Genomic DNA, 16,798 nt, shown 5'->3' with positions numbered 1-16,798 from the left:
ACGGAATGACGTTGCTAACAGCCCTCATTATTTTCTCGAAGCTCGATGCATCTGATCAGTCGGCAACTTACGACGGCGCAGACACCCGTAGACTGTGGGGGCCTAACGTTCACTTCGTCGGGAGTTCGACCGCGCTGCGAGAGTTAGTCGAGGCGATTTGCGTAAGATTGGAGAATGGGGATTTACCGATATGGCAGCCGCGAGTTGCCTTGATCTACGCCGCAGCGCTGCAGGCATGTAGTGAAGCGGACGTCGCCGTACTTGGCGCAGCGTATCAGGCCGCCCGGGAAAGTACCCGATCGAGTCGATGACGTATTCGCTGTCTCCGGTATGATACTTCACCTCCCGCCAGACGATGACTTTCAAAATGGAGGCGAAATACGTTGCTATGCGTTGTGGTGCACAACGCTCCTTTTACCAGCTCGAGGCACAAGGAATCCTGATGAAATGTCAGGAAGGTTCCGGACATGCCCATGCGAGCCCACTACCGTATCGGATTCGCCGAACGGCTTGCTGAGTTGAAGGCGATATCAGGCTGGTGCATCGAAGGCCGGCGCCGGCATCTTAGTGTCGCGCAGGAACGCCTTTCCCAGGATACGGGAATTACCAGTCGGTGGATCCGAGAAATTGAAAGCGGCAATCCAAAATGCACGCTCGACGACCACATTAAATGCCTCGCTGCGCTCGACATTTCGGCGGGCTGCATTGCCATCCCGATGCTTTTCCTCGAACGCGGCGTCCGGTTCCCACGCGAACTGCTCCTGACCGAGGCGGAGGCCATGGGAGACCAGTGCATGGAGGCTGTTTCCGATCAAATTATTGGGCGGTGGCGTCGCACGCTGAAACCTGCCTCGGACGATCAAAACTCACCTCGCTAGGTGACCGTACGACGTTGCTCGGCTCCGCGGCTAACCCTCCCACTTTCAAATTGGAGGCGTTTGATGTGGACCCGTAGAGCATGACGTAACATCATGAGTAGCCGCACAATCCGGTGCGGAAAATCTTGGAGTTTGTCATGGACCGCAAGGAAGACGTGCAGGACAATATCGTCTGCGAACTCGGGGTGGCCAGCGTCGAGACCCAGGGACAAGATCTCGGTATCCCTGAAGATCAGGGTCGAGTGCTCGGTATGGGCATGTCGGACGATTGATCCCGTCATGGGTGGCGTGGTTGCGTCTGAAATAGGCCAAGCACGCCACCGTTCTGCTTCTACGAGCAATGCTCTTGCGTGGCACGTCTCTTATGCAATGGCCGCGAGTCGAGCAATATTTCTGGACGTTAAGTCTGATCGATACTACTCTATTGAGACAGCCAATAATTCGCTGTGGAACTCAGTTCTATCTGGGCGGGTACCCCTGCGGGACGCGCCGGACCTTCAGGCTGTTCTACACGCCCAATCTGCCTTGAACCTTCCTATGGCATCTAATGCCTATGTCGAGGCGGCTTCGTGCTCACCGATCAGCGATAGCCTACTCGAAAAGGGCTTGTCCCGCCGACCGTTCAATCTACGAACCGCAGGCAAGGTTCTTGCGAGCTTTAGTCAGGCGAAGCGCGTTGCGAAACCTGGAGGGCTTTCGGAAACATTGCGGCGTCTCTCCGAAGGACAATCTCAAGCGCGCCGAGAGTGTGATCCTGCGCCAATCGCGCTGGATTTTCATGCGTGTCGCCGGATTATTCCCGTTAAGCCGGTATGCCTAGTCGACTCGCTGGCATTGGCATATTTCCTTTCGGAAGCGCGAGCGCCGTGCGAACTCGTATTTGGCATTCAAGGCGAACCGTTCCGAGCTCATTGCTGGGTGCAATGGGATGGCGTTGTGTTGAACGACTTCGTGCATCGGGTTCGCTCTTTCACTATCGTGCGCCGATGCCCATGAGGCGGTACCTGATCATCATACCATTTTCGGCCCATTCTGCCCATCTCGCCATAGATGCAGAAGTCGAATCGATGATGGTAGTGGATCGTCTGCCTGGTCCGACTGGTGAGATGATCTTTATACGCTCCGCCGACCTACCCTTACGCACTTTTCTGGATGGTCGAACGATTGTCGGCCCTTATTTCGAGAAGGTTGTACCCAACATTGTAGGAGGCGACTTCAGTCTAGAGAGTTCGGGATGGGGAAGCTATGTCGCTGTCTATCCGACCGATGAAGGCGTCTCGGTCTTTCGTGATCCGTCAGGTCAGCTCGACTGTCTGTATATCTGCCGGCCGGAACACCTGATTGTCTGTTCCGATTGGCGGATGGCCCAGAATATAGTAGGGTTTAAAGCCCAGATCGACTGGCAACCCGTCTTGAGGTTGATTGTCCGCCCCGGATTCCATTCTGCGAGAACGGGATTGTGCCACCTCAACGAGATCCTACCGGGAGAGGCCGTGGTCCTGTCGGACAAGGGGTTGCGAACCGAGCTGCGATGGTCACCTGCACACTTTGAGCAGGCGCGCATGAAGCGTGGCCGGGGCGACGCGGGCAACGCTGCCGCGTCCCTGCGGACTGCTATCGAGGAATCCGTCACTAGGACGGTCCAACAATATCGTCGCCCGGTGCTCGAGCTCTCAGGGGGACTCGACTCGTCAATATTAGCCGCAACGCTGGCCGCACAGCAAAAGGATTTCGTTTGCGTAAACTATGTCACTCCATCCGCCGATGGGGATGAGCGAGAGCAAGCAAGATCGGTGGCGGCGAGGTTTGGAGCGCCCCTCATAGAATTGCAACGTGAAGATGAGCGCATTGACTTGCTGCACTCTGCGGCGTCCGACTTGCCACGACCGAGCGCGAGGGCCTTTACTCAGGAGTCCGATCGCCTATCCCTGGAGGTTGCAGCCGAGGTGGGTGGCGATTGTTTCGTCAGCGGGGGCGGCGGGGATAGCGTGTTCTTCTCTTATCCCGGAGTAACGCCGGTGCTCGACATGGCGCGAGCCGGGCATTTCGGACGCGATACCCTATCGACAGCTTTGGATGTTGCCGAGGTGGCGGACCGGACCTTCTGGTGGGTTCTCGGACGAGCCCTGCGCCGCAGGCGCCAAAACTCGCTGCGATGGGACTCCAATTTTTTAAACTCAGATGCCATCGAAATGATTGTTGAGCCTCCGATTCATCCATGGTGCGAAGCCGTCAGTGGAACGTCCGCAGGCCTTCGCGCCCATGTCGAAACCATAGTAGGCATTAGCGGCCATCTTGTCGGCTTTGAGCGGGCTCGCTCGTATCCCTTGCTGTTCCCTTTGATGATGCAACCCGTCATCGAGGAATGCCTGCGTATGCCGAGCTGGCTCTGGGTCCTAGACGGCTACGACCGTTCTCTGGCTCGGCGGGCGTTCGCTGACCTTCTTCCAAGTGCCATCGCCTTTCGCCGGTCCAAGGGCCGGCTCGATCTTTTCGGCCACGCGCTTTACGCCCGGAATCGCGAGAAAATTCGAGATTTGTTGTGCAGCGGGCTGCTTGCACAAGATCACCTCCTCGACGTCGATGAAATTGCCGCTGAACTTCGACTTGAGCGCGCCAGGCCCAATTACCGCTTCTACCGACTTTTGGAACTCGCCGACGTCGAGGCATGGGCGCGATCCATCAAGGCGTCCGAGGCTGACGCTCCAACTTGGCGTCCATGAGCCAGCGCGAGAACCAAGCGATATTTCGATTGTAAAGAGCGAGGCGGTGGGCTGGCTGGGTCTTGATGTGAAACTCGTCAGGGAAAACCCGCACTTCGAGAGGGCGGCCGAGCCGCTGGAACTCAGCTACCGTTTGTAGCGACATGCGGTATTCCCAGTCGGAGAGTTGGAGCAGGATCGGTGTAGTGATCCGATCCGCATTCAGCGCTAGAGATACGGCTTGCCATTGTCCCCGACTGGCCTCGTTGTACGGTTGCAATCCCCATCTGTTCTGCGCGGCCCATTGGGCTGGACCCGCAAACGCCGTGAACGCCATCGGATCCTTGCAACAGGTGCCCATTGAGGCGGCGGCAAACATGGTGGAGTTGATGAGCGCGAATTGGGTAGTTTCCGCGCCGTCACTCAATCCGGTGAGGCCCACCCGCGCGGGATCGACAATGCCGCGATCGATCAAGAGGCGAACGCCCGTCTCCAGCGACTCCAGCACATCGTGACGGTCCTTCCAGTTTCGCATCGCCTCGCGCATATACTCGTCGTCGGATCGATTGCGGATCAGCGTCTCTCGATCGCGAGGGCGCTCGAAGCTCAGGACAGCGAAACCGCGGTTCGCCAGCGGGAAAATCGGCACCTCGTCGCCGACGCCGCCGCGTTGGAACCCCTTTGCCCAATATTGGACTATTACCAATGGCAACTTGTCGCCAGCCCTGTAGGAGCGGGGAAGGACTAAGTAGCCAAAGGTTGACCCGCCACGTGCGTCGCGCCAAGTCAGGCGTTCGATGCGACCATGGGGTGCGTTCGTGATCTCCGGGTTGGGATCGAAGATTGTTCTGGTCTTGCCGTTCTTGGGATTGATCAGCACGACTTCTCGAGGGTGCGTTGGCAACTCGCGGAGGCACACGAGACGGTCGGTAAGCACGTCGCAGCCTATAAAAAGCGCATCGCTTCTGAGAACACGCCGGGGCGCACGTGCGCCAGGAGTCCACCGATAAAAAGCGATCTCGCCATTGCCGATCCCTTCGCTTCGCATAAAGATCAACTCGCCGTCGGCGAGCCACCAAAGTCCTTTGATATCCCCCGTACACGCGTCGAATCCACACTCTATCTCGCGACCTGCCAGCCGAACGCGCAGGTGCAGCAGCGACATCAGCGCGTCGGGCTCGAGCAAGTCCACCCAAGCAAGGTGGTGACCGGAAGCTGCTGCCATTCTGGCGCCTACCGGTGCACCCGCGCCACGATGGGTGCGATCAGCCTCGCTCGCGGCGCTTGAGACGCCATCGCTCAGACGAAGCGTCGTCCAGACAAAGGGGACGCTGGAAGAAGGTAGCGGTTTTGCGGAACCCAATGCAGGAAAGCGGGCGTCGTAGAGATAGCCCTTTCTTCCCTCCTCTTCGATTGCATTATGCGCCGGGATAAGGCCTGGCCGGGTTCGATAAAGGATCGATTGGCCATCAGCCGACCAATTTGGATGGTCCACATCGGTGGCAGACCATGTAAGTTGACGGGCTTTGCGGCCGTCCAGGAATGCCTGCCAGAGCTGCGTTACGCCGTTAAAGCGCTTGAGGAACGCTATGGATTGGCCATCGGGGGCCCATTTCGGTTCTACAGTCACCTGCGCGCCTGTCGGGAAATCCCCCATTCCAAGGTAATTGCCCCGGATCGTGATGAGGTCGCCTCCGGTATCGACGACCTGGGGTATCGCGCCTCGAGAAAGCGGCAAGACGACGAGGGCGAAGCAGTAGCTATTGCTCGCAGGATCGGCGCGCTGCAGGACGAACGTGACCTTTGATCGGTCGGGCGACAAGGCCAGCGGACGTGATCCTGCTGGAAAATCGCGTACTGTGCCGATGTCGCGGATCTTCGCCAGCGCCAACGCATCGACTTCGCGGCGAGGGACAATATTCGCAGGCAGGATGTTACTGCAGGAATCGCGACTACCCGCTGGTGGCGAAGCGAGGGATGCGTGGACCGCACCGGGACCGACCGCATCGGCCTCCAGTTCCACAAGCGGCAGCACCACCCCGGCAAAGGGAAAGACCCACTTGAGCAGCCTCGCCATCCGAGGTCACCAGCCCTTACGGATCGTGAGGCTGACGAACCGGCCGATAGCGGAGTAATTGGTGGAATCATAGTTCACTACCGACGTCGACGTGTTCCTGAGATATGGTGGCCGCTCGTTGGCGACGTTCCGTATGACCAGCGCCATACCCAGGTCGCGCATCAGTCCATCCTGGGTGCTGAAGTCATACATTAGCGTCATATCGATCGTCGCCATCGACGCGCCGTTACGTACGGAAGCCGATCGTGTGTCACGGACACCGCCGAAATAGTTAACAAACGGCGAAAAAGTGAATGCGCCCTCTTCAAGCGTGAACCCGACCCGCGTTCGGAATGTCGGTGGATTGAAGGCTGTTCCAGCAAGATCGTAGTAGGTAGACAACTCGCTGTTCTTCTGGCGACTTTCGATCCGGCTGGCCTGTCCGATCAGGGTCACGCTCGATCGACCGATGTCGGCCTGATAGCTGGCGTAGATATCAATGCCGCTGAAGCGCTGTACTGCCGCGTTCGTGTAATAGTCGTTCACAATCGCGACGACGTTGGCCGGATTGTAAGTGCGGCCGGTGTAATTGATGAAATTCATCGTTCCCGCGCGGTCGATCACCGCCTGCTGTTGGGCAGGGGTGGGATTGAAGGAGAGGAACTCGGCATAAGCTGGGGTTCCGAACGCGGAGAAAAGATTGCCTACAGCCTCGACAACTCGATCCCTGTAGCGCACGTTGAAGTAGGAGATATCCGCGATCAGGCCCGGAGCGAAGATCGGCCTGAACGACATAGTGGTCGACCAGCTTGTCGCTCGCTCTGGTCGGAGTTCCGGATTACCGCCGAAACCTACGAGAGCCGTGGCTTGCGAGGGAACACCTGTCGCGCCGAGCGAGGCTGCGGGAAACAGTAGGGCAAAAGCCGGCGAATTTTGTTGCAGAAGGGTAGGAGCCTTGAACGATCGGCCCCATGATCCTTTCAGTTCAAGCCCAGGAACAGGCGCGTATATGATCCCGAACTTGGGTGTCGTTATCCCACCGAACGTCGAGTAGTTCTCATGTCGTACGGCTCCGGTGAGGCTCAAATGATCGACAAGCGCGACATGCTGTGAAGGTGCAACTACGGGAACAAACAGTTCGCCGAAAGCGAAGCTACTGCCTTGTCGACCCATGACACGCGTTGCAGAGGTGAGCGACCGTTGGTCAAATATGTTTTCGCGATAGCCAACACCCGTCGCCAGTCGTACCGCGCCACCGGGTAGATCGAGTACCGTGGCACCGACGTCGAGTTCAGCGCTTTTGACCGCGTTGCAATAGCAGTTGCGCGTACGTGATCGCTGAACACCTGCCCGCGTGAACGAAGGCTGATCCAGGATGACGTCGTCCTTCCCGTACGTTCCGCTGAGCGTCATCGACCATCGTGCCGGAAAGTTGACGCTAAGAGCTGGCGAAATCACCCAATTCTCCGCAGCGCGATCGGTGTGGTTGATCGACGAGGTGAGGGTCTGAACGGAGTACGACCATCGGCGGTTGTACAACCCGTCGATCGAAAGTCGAACCCCCTCAGACAGTTGCTGATGGGCACTCGCAACGGCGCTATGGCGCTTGAGCGAAGGGAGAATGGTCTGCGGTGACAGGACGTAGCCGGTATACTCGCGCTGACTAGCCTCTATGGCGGTATCGCGTTCGAAGTCATAGGTCGCGATAATGCCACCTGAAACCCACCTGGCCCCCGCAACCAAATTATACTGTTGCTGGAAGTTACCTCCATCAGTCGCCGCTCCAAGTCGGGCGCTGGTCGCGATGCCATCATAATCCGGCTTAAGAATGATGTTGGCGACACCGGCAACAGCATCCGATCCATAGATGGCGGAGGCGCCGTCGGCCACGATCTCAATGCGCTCTACGGCTGCAAGAGGAATCGACGAAACATCAACGGCTTGGCTGAAAGACCCGTAGGATAGTCTCCGACCATTGAGCAGGGTGAGGGTCGCATCTGGTCCGAGTCCTCGAAGGTTGATGGATGAGCCGCCCGTCGCGTTGGCATTGTTCACATTGCTGCTGGAGGCCCCGGAGGCGACGCCGGGGTTCTGACCGCCACTAAAATTCTGCGGAATGCTGCGAACCACATCGCCAAGATCGGTCTGCCCAGCCTGACGCATCTGCCCCTGAGATATAGTGATGACGGGTGCCGCCACAGCAGCGCCAGCGATGCGGGAACCGGTCACCACGATGTCAGCTCGGTCACGGTTTGAAGGCGCGCTTTCGCCGGTGCTCTTGCGGCGGCGGATGAGAACGACGTCAGGGCGGAATTGCGGTTCTAGGTTGGAACCCGCCAGTAGAGCCTCGATCGCTTCATCCGCAGTCGCAGCGCGCGCCAATGCCGGTGCTCGATGTCCACGGACCAAATCCATGGGGAAGATGACCTCTCTGCCGGATGTGCGGCTTATCGCCACGAGTGCGTCCGCCAAATCCTGCTCGGGCAGATTGAACTTGTAGACCGGCCGGTTCTGGGCCTGCGCCTCGCCTGAGCCAATGACGAGCGCAGCTGCGCTTGCTGTCCAAGCCAGGGTTCGGATCGATAGAAATGCCATGCAACGCCCCCTTAGGTGCCGGTACGGCGCCTTCGGGAGCGTTGATGCGAGTTAGTCGAAGTTCACGGGGTGCGCTGGAGAATTTATCTGCGTCGGTCGCGAAGGATGATCCGTCCAGCTAATGACCGGTCGATCGCGAGATCGAACATGCTGCTCAGCCATTCGGCCGTTGCTGTGGGTTCGCGCGGGCGGAAGCTTCCGCCCAGTTGTACGCCGCGGACCGAAACGTCATCCACAACGAGTTGCGGATCGTGGGGATGGGACGCATTGACCGTGTCCACCAATTCGCCGACCGTCCTAGGGACTACTCCGTCAGGGGTTGCCACTGGCGATGGCGAATCGATCGGGGCTGATGCAGCAGGCCCACTCGTTTTCTCCCGGAAGACGATGGTTTCGCCCGGCTTGAGGCGGCGTACGGCCGAGCGATCCTCATTGCGTCCGGCATCATCGGCATCGGCTGCCGTCGGCACAACATCGACCGCGCCCCGGATCAGCTTCACTTCGACCCGTCGATTTCCCAACCTAACGTCGAAGATGGTACCGCGGGCTGTCACGCTACCCCCGCCGGCCAGCACGACAAAGGGCCGTGGCTCGTGGGCCACTTCGAAGCGGGCGCCACCCTGCTGGAGTGCCAATGTCCGACGTGTCCGATCGAACCGGAGCGCGAGCCGGCTTTCGGCTGCCAGAAACACGATGGAACCGTCCTCCAGAGCATATCGGCGAGCATGGGTGTCGGTGCTGAGGATGCGGTCTACCGTCCGGTCGACAGACTGGACAGCGGGTAGATCCGGTTGACCGTTCGGCGTTGCCCCTGGGGTCAGCATGATAGCCGCGACCCCGACGATGCCAATCGTCCCGGCTGCAATCAGACTGCGCACGGCCAGCCGACGGCGGCGGGTTACGTATGCGCGAGGCATATCGCTCGTCTCGGCCGCTTGTGACCGAACCCGTTCGCCCGGCCGTGCGGATGAACCGGCGATCAGATAGATTTCCTCCATCTGGTTGTAGGCTTCGAGATTGCGTGGGTCGGCGCGCAGCCATCGATCGAAATCGTCACGGCTCGCGTCCGCGTCGGGACCGTGCATGCGTGCGCACCACGCGGACGCCTCGCGCTCACGACGATCCTTCGCTTCGGCGCTGAAATCCTCGGTCATTGCGCGTCCATCATCCGTCGGATGCGAAGCAGTGCCTCGCCGACATGCCATTCCACCGTTCGCGCACTGATACCCAGACGATCGGCGATCTCCTTATAGCTGAGCTCCTCTTCACGATGAAGCCGAAACACCTCGGCCGTCCGGGGCGGCAGTTTGCTCAGCGCCAACCGATATGCTGCGATCAAGTCGCTGGCCTCCATGTCGCAATGCTGGCTTGGCTCCACGGCGATCTCGAACTCGGCCACGAAATCGTGTGCAGGGGGCGCGCCTTTCGCTGCTTGCCTCCGGCTGCGTTCGAACAGAAGGTTTCTGGCGATGCTGTGGAGGTAGCCGGCGGGATTGCCCACCGCCCCGGATCGCAGTCGCCCCACAAGCCGTAGGAACGATTCCTGCACAAGATCGACAGGATCGTCAGTCCCGCGCGCCCGACTGCGAAAGTAGCGATTGAGCCTGGGCGCTTCTGCGCGGAAGACGGCTTCGATCGTGGGATCATCACCATGCTCTTCGCGGCGGTCGGCGGGCGGTAGTCGGCGACGCTCCCATGTCATCGGCGCGGCGTCGGGCATTCGGCACCCGGCGTTGGTCTGCGGCGAGTTGTCTTTGGAGTGTCCGCCCCGCCGGCCCGAGCGGGGCGCAAGTATCGCTTCGCGTGAACGCGCGCATTCTCGATATGGCTTGCCACAAGCGCGCTGTTCGCCCCGATTTGCTCGATTGTTTGAAGAGCCGCGTCCAGGTGAAGGAGCGCTTTGACCCACAGAAAATGGGTCGCGCGATCGAGTTGCTGCTTATCGGTTTGAGCAACAGCGCGCGGCAACGTAGCGCCGTTGCGTTGGGCTCTGCTTTCAAGTTCGGGATATGCCGTCATCGGGTGCGACACCTCGCAAGTCCCACGGATACAGGGAGGGCGGGCCCGGGACACAAGCGCCAAAACTCCCGCGTGCGAGACGCGGGAGCCGGGGCTGGTAACATGCAAGAGCACATGCGCCTGCGCTTTTAGCCGCAAGCGACCTGGACATATGCGCAGGCACCCCGGCGGAAAGCTCCACCGAGTCCTGTGCTCTTGCGGGGTTACCAGCCCCGGCGCCGCGCGGATCACGACGCCCAGTCGGGGTAGCATGCTGACGGGCGGCAGCCAAGTTTCGGCATCGTGACAGGCCGATCTAGGGCAAGGGGTCTTGACTTGTCGCAACGATTGACGACATTTGTCGTTGACGAAACGACAGGTGGCGTATGATGCATGACGGCGAGGCGACGATCGCGCGCGTGGCGGATCTGCTGGGTGGGCTGACGACCTTCAAGCGTCCGCTGATGTCTGCGCTCGACGCGCATGAGGTCATTCTGTCGGGCTTTCCCGGGAACGCGCTCGTCCACCTCGCGACCAACGTGGCAATGATCCAGCGTCCGGAATCCTTCGAGAAGGCGACGGGGATCAGCCTGCGGACGTTCCAGCGTCGGAAGAAGGAAGCCGTCCCCAAACGGCTCAGCCAGGAACAGAGCGGTCGCGCGTGGAAGTTTGCCGAAATCGTCGGCAAGGCCACGGAAATCCTCGGATCGCAGGAAGAGGCGGAGCGGTTTCTCGAGACGCCAGCGATCGCGCTGGATCAGCGCCGACCCATCGACCTGCTCTCGACGCCGGCGGGGGTCGAACTCGTTGAGGATCATCTCGAACGGATGCGGTACGGCGTCTACGCATGACGCCGCTACCTCCTCCGCTCGGCAGCGGAGCGGTTCACGGCTGGCGGCTCGATCATGCGAGCTTTGCCGGTACATGGGATAGCGGGGAGGGAGCCTTCCGTGTCGGCGGGCGCTGGAACAGCAAGGGCGTGCGTGCGGTCTATTGTGCCCTCGATCCGTCGACCGCGATCCTGGAAGTTGCCGTGCACAAGACCTTCCGCGTTCTCGACACGGTGCCGCATGTCCTGACCGCTTTCGAGGTGATCGAGCCGACCGCTATTCATGTCGTGCAACCCGGTGACATACCCAATCCGCACTGGCTGCGACCGGGTATTCCCGGTGCCGGGCAGCAGGGGTTCGGAGACGATCTGCTCGAGCGTCACGCTTTCGTTGTGCTGCCAAGTGCTGTGTCCAGCCATAGTTGGAACCTGCTGTTCGACCCGGTACGCGGTCGCGGTGCGTACCGGCTCGTTGCGCAGGAGCCCTTTGCCCTCGATACGCGACTTCACCCTCCGGGGGCCTAGATGTTTGATCCCGGCATTTGATGGTGCGTCATCGTGGTGAGCCTAGAAGGATGCATCATGGGACAGATTTCACACGGCAGCGCCCACACGACATAGGCAGCTCCCCAGCCTTGGCCGAGGCAGGCAAGCGATGCAGCTTAGTTAAGAGGGCGTAAGAGTGTTGGCCAAGCGCCACGCCATCAACCAAAAGACGGTGGCGAAGGGGAAGAAGCCTACGGCAGTCAAGCACTTGCCGACCGGCCCGAAGGATCCGCACTCGATGGTTCTGAGCATCAGGAAGAGGCGGTCATAGTCGTCTTTCGCCGTACACGCTGTTGCCGATGAATGACTGCCTGTACGCATGCGGCTGGCGATGATCCCGCATCCGACGCGCTCGTGATCGAATCTGCACATGCACGATCCGGGAGATAAGGCGCCAGTCGTCCACTCACCGAGCACCGGGCTAGTTTTTGGGCAGTTGCAACTCGATCGCCGCCCAAATTTCATCCGGCAAACAGAACAGCGCCATGCCTCACTCCAACCGATCCACGCGCCAATGGATCAGGGAAACCGTTACCTTTCAAGGTGCTGATCGTGTTTGCGCCCTAGGTTATTGTATTATTGGTGTAATATTTGGCTTGCCTGTTGTTTGTCTGCATCGGAAAATACATCTCAATTTGGAGGTAATAATATTATTGCCATTCTGTAAATTACATATACGGTTTACCATGGTTATTGGGGGAGGGTGCTTGATGGGAACGTCTGGTGAATTCGAATTTCGGCCGCTCTCTAACACAACAGAGATTGCAAAAAGCGAAATTCTGTCGTTCGATAGCGCAAACGCCGATCCTCTCGGCCCGTTATCACCCCTCCTTGGTTCCTGGGAAGGAACGGGATTTAATACGATCTGGCGCCCCCTGTTCGATCCGGATCAACCCGATCAAAAGCATTTTCTGGAACTGAATCTCACCGTCGAAAGCATTGCTTTCTCAAAGATAAATGGGCCGATTCCCAATCGCGGACTATTGCAGCAAGACCTGCTCATGGCCGGACTGCATTATCTGCAACAGGTGAACGACAACCACGGCAATGGCCTGCATCTCGAACCGGGGGTGTGGCTGACTGTGCCCGCAACGACCGAACCATCGGTGCCGCTATCGGTGGTGCGGATGGGGTCGATCCCGCACGGCACCACGATCCTGGCGCAAGGTCTGGTGACCAGCGAATCCCGCGCGCCACAATTCGCGGTGGCCGACATCACGCCCTTCGTGATCGGCGACCCGACGCAGAAACTGGTCTTCCCGGAAACAAACCTGTCCATCCCGACCGAATTCCGGTCCGAACCGTCGCTGATCGCGGGTGTAACCCAGGCGATGGTGGACGATCCCAACAGCGTGTTGCAGGCGGCGCTGGCCGGGCAGGACGTGGTATCAACGACCAATTTGATCCTGACTACCGGACCGACGCCGATCATCGGTGGCGGGACGGCCAATACCGCCTTCCTGCAGGGCGATGCCGCTGGCCCCAATGCCGACGCCGTCAGCATGGAAGCAATTTTCTGGATCGAGCAGGTCCGGCAGTCCGACGGATCGATCGTCCTGCAACTCCAATATACGCAAACGGTGCTGCTCGATTTCAACGGCCTGAGCTGGCCGCACGTCTCGGTAGCGACGTTGCGGCAGGTCGCACCTGCCGCCTGAGGACCAGCACGGACGGGGAGCCAGCGGCTGTCGCGGCGCATCGCACGGGGGAAGAGACATGATCGATTTGGATGTGGCCGTCGTTGGCGGAGGCGTTTCGGGTGCGTACAGCGCCTGGCGATTGCAGCAGGATCGCGGCGCGGCGCAGGCGATCGGGTTGTTTGAATATTCCGACCGAATTGGCGGTCGCCTCTATTCGGTGACGATGCCGGGCCTGCCCAATGTCGTGGCCGAACTGGGCGGGATGCGCTACATTCCCAGCCAGCATGTGATGGTCGCCGACCTGGTCAAGCATTTGAAGCTGAAGACCAAGGATTTTCCGATGGGCGCGCCGGCACCGGTCGGGTCGGGATGCAACCTCTTCTATCTGCGTGGCCGGCACCTGCGGATGCACGACCTGTCCGACCCGGACAAGGTGCCCTATAACCTGGCCTGGTCGGAACGCGGGCTGGGTCCGACCAACCTGCAGGTGCAGGTGATGAACAACCTGTATCCCGGCTTTGCCGACCTGTCGCTCTGTGACCAGATGAAGGTCGAGGTGTTCGGCAAGCCGATGTGGAAATACGGCTTCTGGGACCTAATGTTCAAGGTCCTGTCGAACGAAGGCTATCAGTTCATGCGCGACGCCGGCGGCTATGAAGCCAATGTCGCCAATGCCTGCGCCGTGACCCAGTTGCCAGCCACCGAATATAGCGACGACACGCAATTCCTGACGCTGGCCGAGGGGTACGACCAGTTGCCGATCACGCTGGCCCGGCAGTTCAACGAGACGCTGCCCGGCTGCATCGCGCAGGGCAAGCGGCTGCACATGAATCATCGCCTGGCCGAAATCATCATCGGCGAGGGCGATTGGCCCTATACACTGGTGTTCCACCGCACCGAGACCGATACGGACAAGCAGACGCGCGACCTGCCCGATCGCGATCCGGTGACCGTGCGTTGCCGTAAGCTGATCCTGGCCATGCCGCGCCGCAGCCTGGAACTGGTCAAAAGCCGTTTCTTCGACGATCCCTGGCTGCGCAAGAACATCCCGTCCGTGCTGATCCAGAGCGCATTCAAGCTGCTGCTGGCCTATGAAGCGCCGTGGTGGCGGTCCCTGGGGTTGGTCGCGGGCCGGTCGGTCACCGACCTGCCGGTCCGCCAGATCTACTATTTCGGCACCGAAGGCGCGCAGGAAGACGGCGAGCCTTCCCTCAATTCGCTGCTGATGGCGAGCTACAACGACATGTCGACCGTGCCCTTCTGGAAGGGGCTGGAACGCGGCAAGGCGTATAAGGGCTATGCCCCGTCCGGATTGAGCGGGGAGGCGGCGGTGCCGCCGCTGACCGGGTTCCGCGCCACCGCCGATATGGTGGATGTCGCCAACCGCCAGATCGCCCAGGTCCACGCGCTGCCCCAGGTGCCCGAACCCTATGCCGCCATCTATCATACGTGGAATGAGGATCCCTATGGCGGCGGCTGGCACGAGTGGAAGGCCAATTACCGTCTCGACCAGATCACGTGCCAGATGCGCAAGCCCGTGGCCGAACATGACATCCACATCGTCGGCGAAGCCTATTCGCTGGGACAGGGCTGGGTCGAGGGGGCGTTGACGACGGCGGAATCGACGCTGCAGGACTTTTTTGGGATGAAGCGGCCGCGCTGGCTCGATCCCAATTATGCCCTGATGCCCAATCCCTGCCCACCCGGCGACCCTTGCGTCGGCTGTGGCGACCTGGAGGGCGGCATCCCCTCGTTCACGACCGCCGCGACGCTGGCAGCGATTACCCCCAACTGCCGCCGTGCCGTACAGGAGGGTTAAGATGGACGTTGCCCATTACCTGCTCCAGCGGCTGCGCGAGATCGGCCTGACCCATCTCTTTGCGGTGCCCGGCGACTATGCCTCCGCCTTCCTGACCGCGCTGGACGATCCCGGATCGGGCATCGTGCGCGTATCGACGATCAACGAACTGGGGGCCGGCTATGCGGCCGATGGCTATGCCCGGTTCCGCGGGGTCGGCGCGGCCTGCCTGCAATATGGCGTCGGCTCGTTCAGCGCGCTCAATTGTATCGCCGGGTCGTTCGTCGAGCGCGTGCCGGTCGCGTTGATCTCGGCCAGTCCGGCGAATGGCGACCGGTTGCGCGAACGGCAGCGCCAGATCCTGTTCCATCATTCCACCGGCGCGCTCGACGCCGATCGTGCGATCTTCGCCAAGGTGACCGTCGCGTCCGAAATCGTGTGCGACCCCGATACCGCGCCTGCGCAGATCGATGCGGCGCTGGTCGCGATGCTCACCCATCGCCGGCCGGTCTATATCGAGGTGACGCAGGATTGCTGGACCGCGCCGTGCGCCGCGCCGCAGGGCCAGCTGCAGCCGGTGATCGCGACCAGCGATGCCGATACGCTGGCGAAGATAGTCGAGGCCGCCTGGAACCGGATCACCACGGCGCATGATCCGGTGCTGTGGTTCGGCGTCGAAATCCAGCGTTTTGGCCTGCAAGACCGGGCGCAACGCCTGATCGATGCCAGTGGATTGCCCTTTACCACCACCAGCCTGGGCAAGACCACGCTGGACGAGGCGCAGCCGCGATTCATCGGCACCTTTGCCGGACCGGCCTCGCCCGCCCTGACGCGGGAGGTGATGGCCAAATGCGACTGTCCGATCGCGCTGGGCGCGATCATCACTGACGATTATCTGGCGATCATGGCGGCGCGCTATGCCGACATGATCGCGGTCGACGTGGAGCGGGCGCGGGTCGGGATCGACTATTTCCCGCGCATCGCGCTGGCCGACCTGCTGGAGGCGCTGACCACGCGCTTCCAGGCCGATCCGCGCTATCCCTTGCCGCTGGCCGGCCCGTGCGCACCGGATCGCGATCCCGCCCCCGCGTCCGACCTCGCATTGACCTATGAGGGCGTCTACCGGATCCTGGCGGACTATCTGGCGATGGGCGAGCGGAGGCGTGAGATCGTGCTGGTGTTGGGCGAAAGCACGTCGCTCTACGTCCTGGGGAACATGATGGGTCTGCCCCGCGACGCCTTTGTCGCGCAGGCCGCCTGGGGATCACTGGGACATGAGACGGGTGCCGCGCTCGGCATCGCGCTGGGATCGGGGCGGCGGCCCTGGGTGGTTGCCGGCGATGGCGGCTTCATGATGATCTGCCAGGAATTGTCCAGCCTGGTCCGCGCCGGCGTCGATGCGACCGTCTTCGTGATGAGCAACCGGGGCTATGCGATCGAGCAGGCATTCGTCGACATCACCGCGTTCGAGCCGGGCGGGAATTTCGCTGCGTTCGATGAACTGCCGCGATGGGATTACCCGTCGCTGGCCCAGGCCTTCGGCGCGCAGGGCCTGCGCGCGGAGACGGTCGGGGTGTTGCAGGCGCTGCTGCCGACGCTGTCCGCGCCGGGCAGCGGCACGACCCTGGTCGAGCTGGTCATCCCGCCGCACGACCTGCCGCCGCAATTACGGCGGCTGGCGCAAAGCCCCAGTTCCATTGCCAAGTACAAGGCACCCGACTGACGGCACGAACCCCGGGAGGGGCCCGGGAGGGGG

General features: G+C 60.8%; 13 protein-coding genes and 1 pseudogene. 10 read left to right on the top strand and 4 right to left on the bottom strand.

The window, feature by feature from the left end; all coding sequences use genetic code 11:
- Positions 1-467: 467 nt before the first annotated feature.
- The 4 genes from QE360_RS18130 to QE360_RS18120 all read left to right on the top strand — a co-directional run bounded on the left by QE360_RS18130 (position 468) and on the right by QE360_RS18120 (position 3,601).
- On the top strand, positions 468-878 hold the full coding sequence (locus tag QE360_RS18130) for a transcriptional regulator (RefSeq protein ID WP_309703816.1): 411 nt from the start codon (positions 468-470) through the stop codon (positions 876-878).
- A gap of 137 nt (positions 879-1,015) precedes the next feature.
- Positions 1,016-1,150 (top strand): benenodin family lasso peptide, encoded by a 135-nt coding sequence (locus QE360_RS18125; protein WP_309703812.1) that lies wholly within the window; start codon positions 1,016-1,018, stop codon positions 1,148-1,150.
- Between the two features lie 7 nt (positions 1,151-1,157).
- Complete coding sequence (locus QE360_RS19165; RefSeq protein WP_405052646.1) at positions 1,158-1,874, top strand: lasso peptide biosynthesis B2 protein; 717 nt, start codon at positions 1,158-1,160, stop codon at positions 1,872-1,874.
- 71 nt (positions 1,875-1,945) lie between these two features.
- On the top strand, positions 1,946-3,601 hold the full coding sequence (locus tag QE360_RS18120; protein ID WP_309703810.1) for an asparagine synthase C-terminal domain-containing protein: 1,656 nt from the start codon (positions 1,946-1,948) through the stop codon (positions 3,599-3,601).
- On the opposite strand, the gene QE360_RS18115 is transcribed toward QE360_RS18120, so the two are convergent.
- The 4 genes from QE360_RS18115 to QE360_RS18100 all read right to left on the bottom strand — a co-directional run bounded on the left by QE360_RS18115 (position 3,561) and on the right by QE360_RS18100 (position 9,951).
- Complete coding sequence (locus QE360_RS18115; protein ID WP_309703808.1) at positions 3,561-5,657, bottom strand: Atxe2 family lasso peptide isopeptidase; 2,097 nt, start codon at positions 5,655-5,657, stop codon at positions 3,561-3,563. The genes QE360_RS18120 and QE360_RS18115 overlap by 41 nt on opposite strands.
- Positions 5,658-5,663: 6 nt before the next feature.
- Positions 5,664-8,231, bottom strand: a complete 2,568-nt coding sequence (locus QE360_RS18110; protein ID WP_309703805.1) for a TonB-dependent receptor domain-containing protein — start codon at positions 8,229-8,231, stop codon at positions 5,664-5,666.
- An 83-nt stretch (positions 8,232-8,314) separates the two neighbouring features.
- Entirely contained in the window at positions 8,315-9,385 is a 1,071-nt protein-coding gene (locus tag QE360_RS18105) for a FecR domain-containing protein (RefSeq protein WP_309703803.1), read from the bottom strand.
- Entirely contained in the window at positions 9,382-9,951 is a 570-nt protein-coding gene (locus tag QE360_RS18100) for an RNA polymerase sigma factor (protein ID WP_309703801.1), read from the bottom strand. Before QE360_RS18100 ends, QE360_RS18105 begins: the two co-directional genes overlap by 4 nt.
- A 664-nt stretch (positions 9,952-10,615) precedes the next feature.
- On the opposite strand from QE360_RS18100, the gene QE360_RS18095 reads away from it, so the two are divergent.
- The 6 genes and pseudogenes from QE360_RS18095 (at position 10,616) to QE360_RS18070 (ending at position 16,765) form a co-directional block, all read left to right on the top strand.
- Entirely contained in the window at positions 10,616-11,080 is a 465-nt protein-coding gene (locus tag QE360_RS18095; protein ID WP_309703799.1) for an antitoxin Xre/MbcA/ParS toxin-binding domain-containing protein, read from the top strand.
- A complete protein-coding gene (locus QE360_RS18090; RefSeq protein ID WP_309703798.1) occupies positions 11,077-11,583 on the top strand; it encodes an RES domain-containing protein in 507 nt (168 codons plus the stop codon). Before QE360_RS18095 ends, QE360_RS18090 begins: the two co-directional genes overlap by 4 nt.
- Before the next feature lie 57 nt (positions 11,584-11,640).
- Positions 11,641-11,924 (top strand): annotated as a pseudogene (locus tag QE360_RS18085) (IS481 family transposase); the annotation flags it as partial.
- 390 nt (positions 11,925-12,314) lie between these two features.
- Positions 12,315-13,262, top strand: coding sequence for a heme-binding protein (locus QE360_RS18080; RefSeq protein ID WP_309704232.1), 948 nt, complete (start codon positions 12,315-12,317; stop codon positions 13,260-13,262).
- A gap of 58 nt (positions 13,263-13,320) precedes the next feature.
- Entirely contained in the window at positions 13,321-15,063 is a 1,743-nt protein-coding gene (locus QE360_RS18075) for an FAD-dependent oxidoreductase (RefSeq protein WP_309703795.1), read from the top strand.
- Between the two features lies 1 nt (position 15,064).
- A complete protein-coding gene (locus tag QE360_RS18070) occupies positions 15,065-16,765 on the top strand; it encodes a thiamine pyrophosphate-binding protein (protein ID WP_309703794.1) in 1,701 nt (566 codons plus the stop codon).
- Positions 16,766-16,798 lie beyond the last annotated feature (33 nt).

The sequence above is a fragment of the Sphingomonas sp. SORGH_AS_0789 genome, assembly GCF_031453055.1.
In the GTDB taxonomy this organism is placed as follows: domain Bacteria; phylum Pseudomonadota; class Alphaproteobacteria; order Sphingomonadales; family Sphingomonadaceae; genus Sphingomonas.
This window is presented reverse-complemented; position numbering and strand designations above follow the sequence as displayed.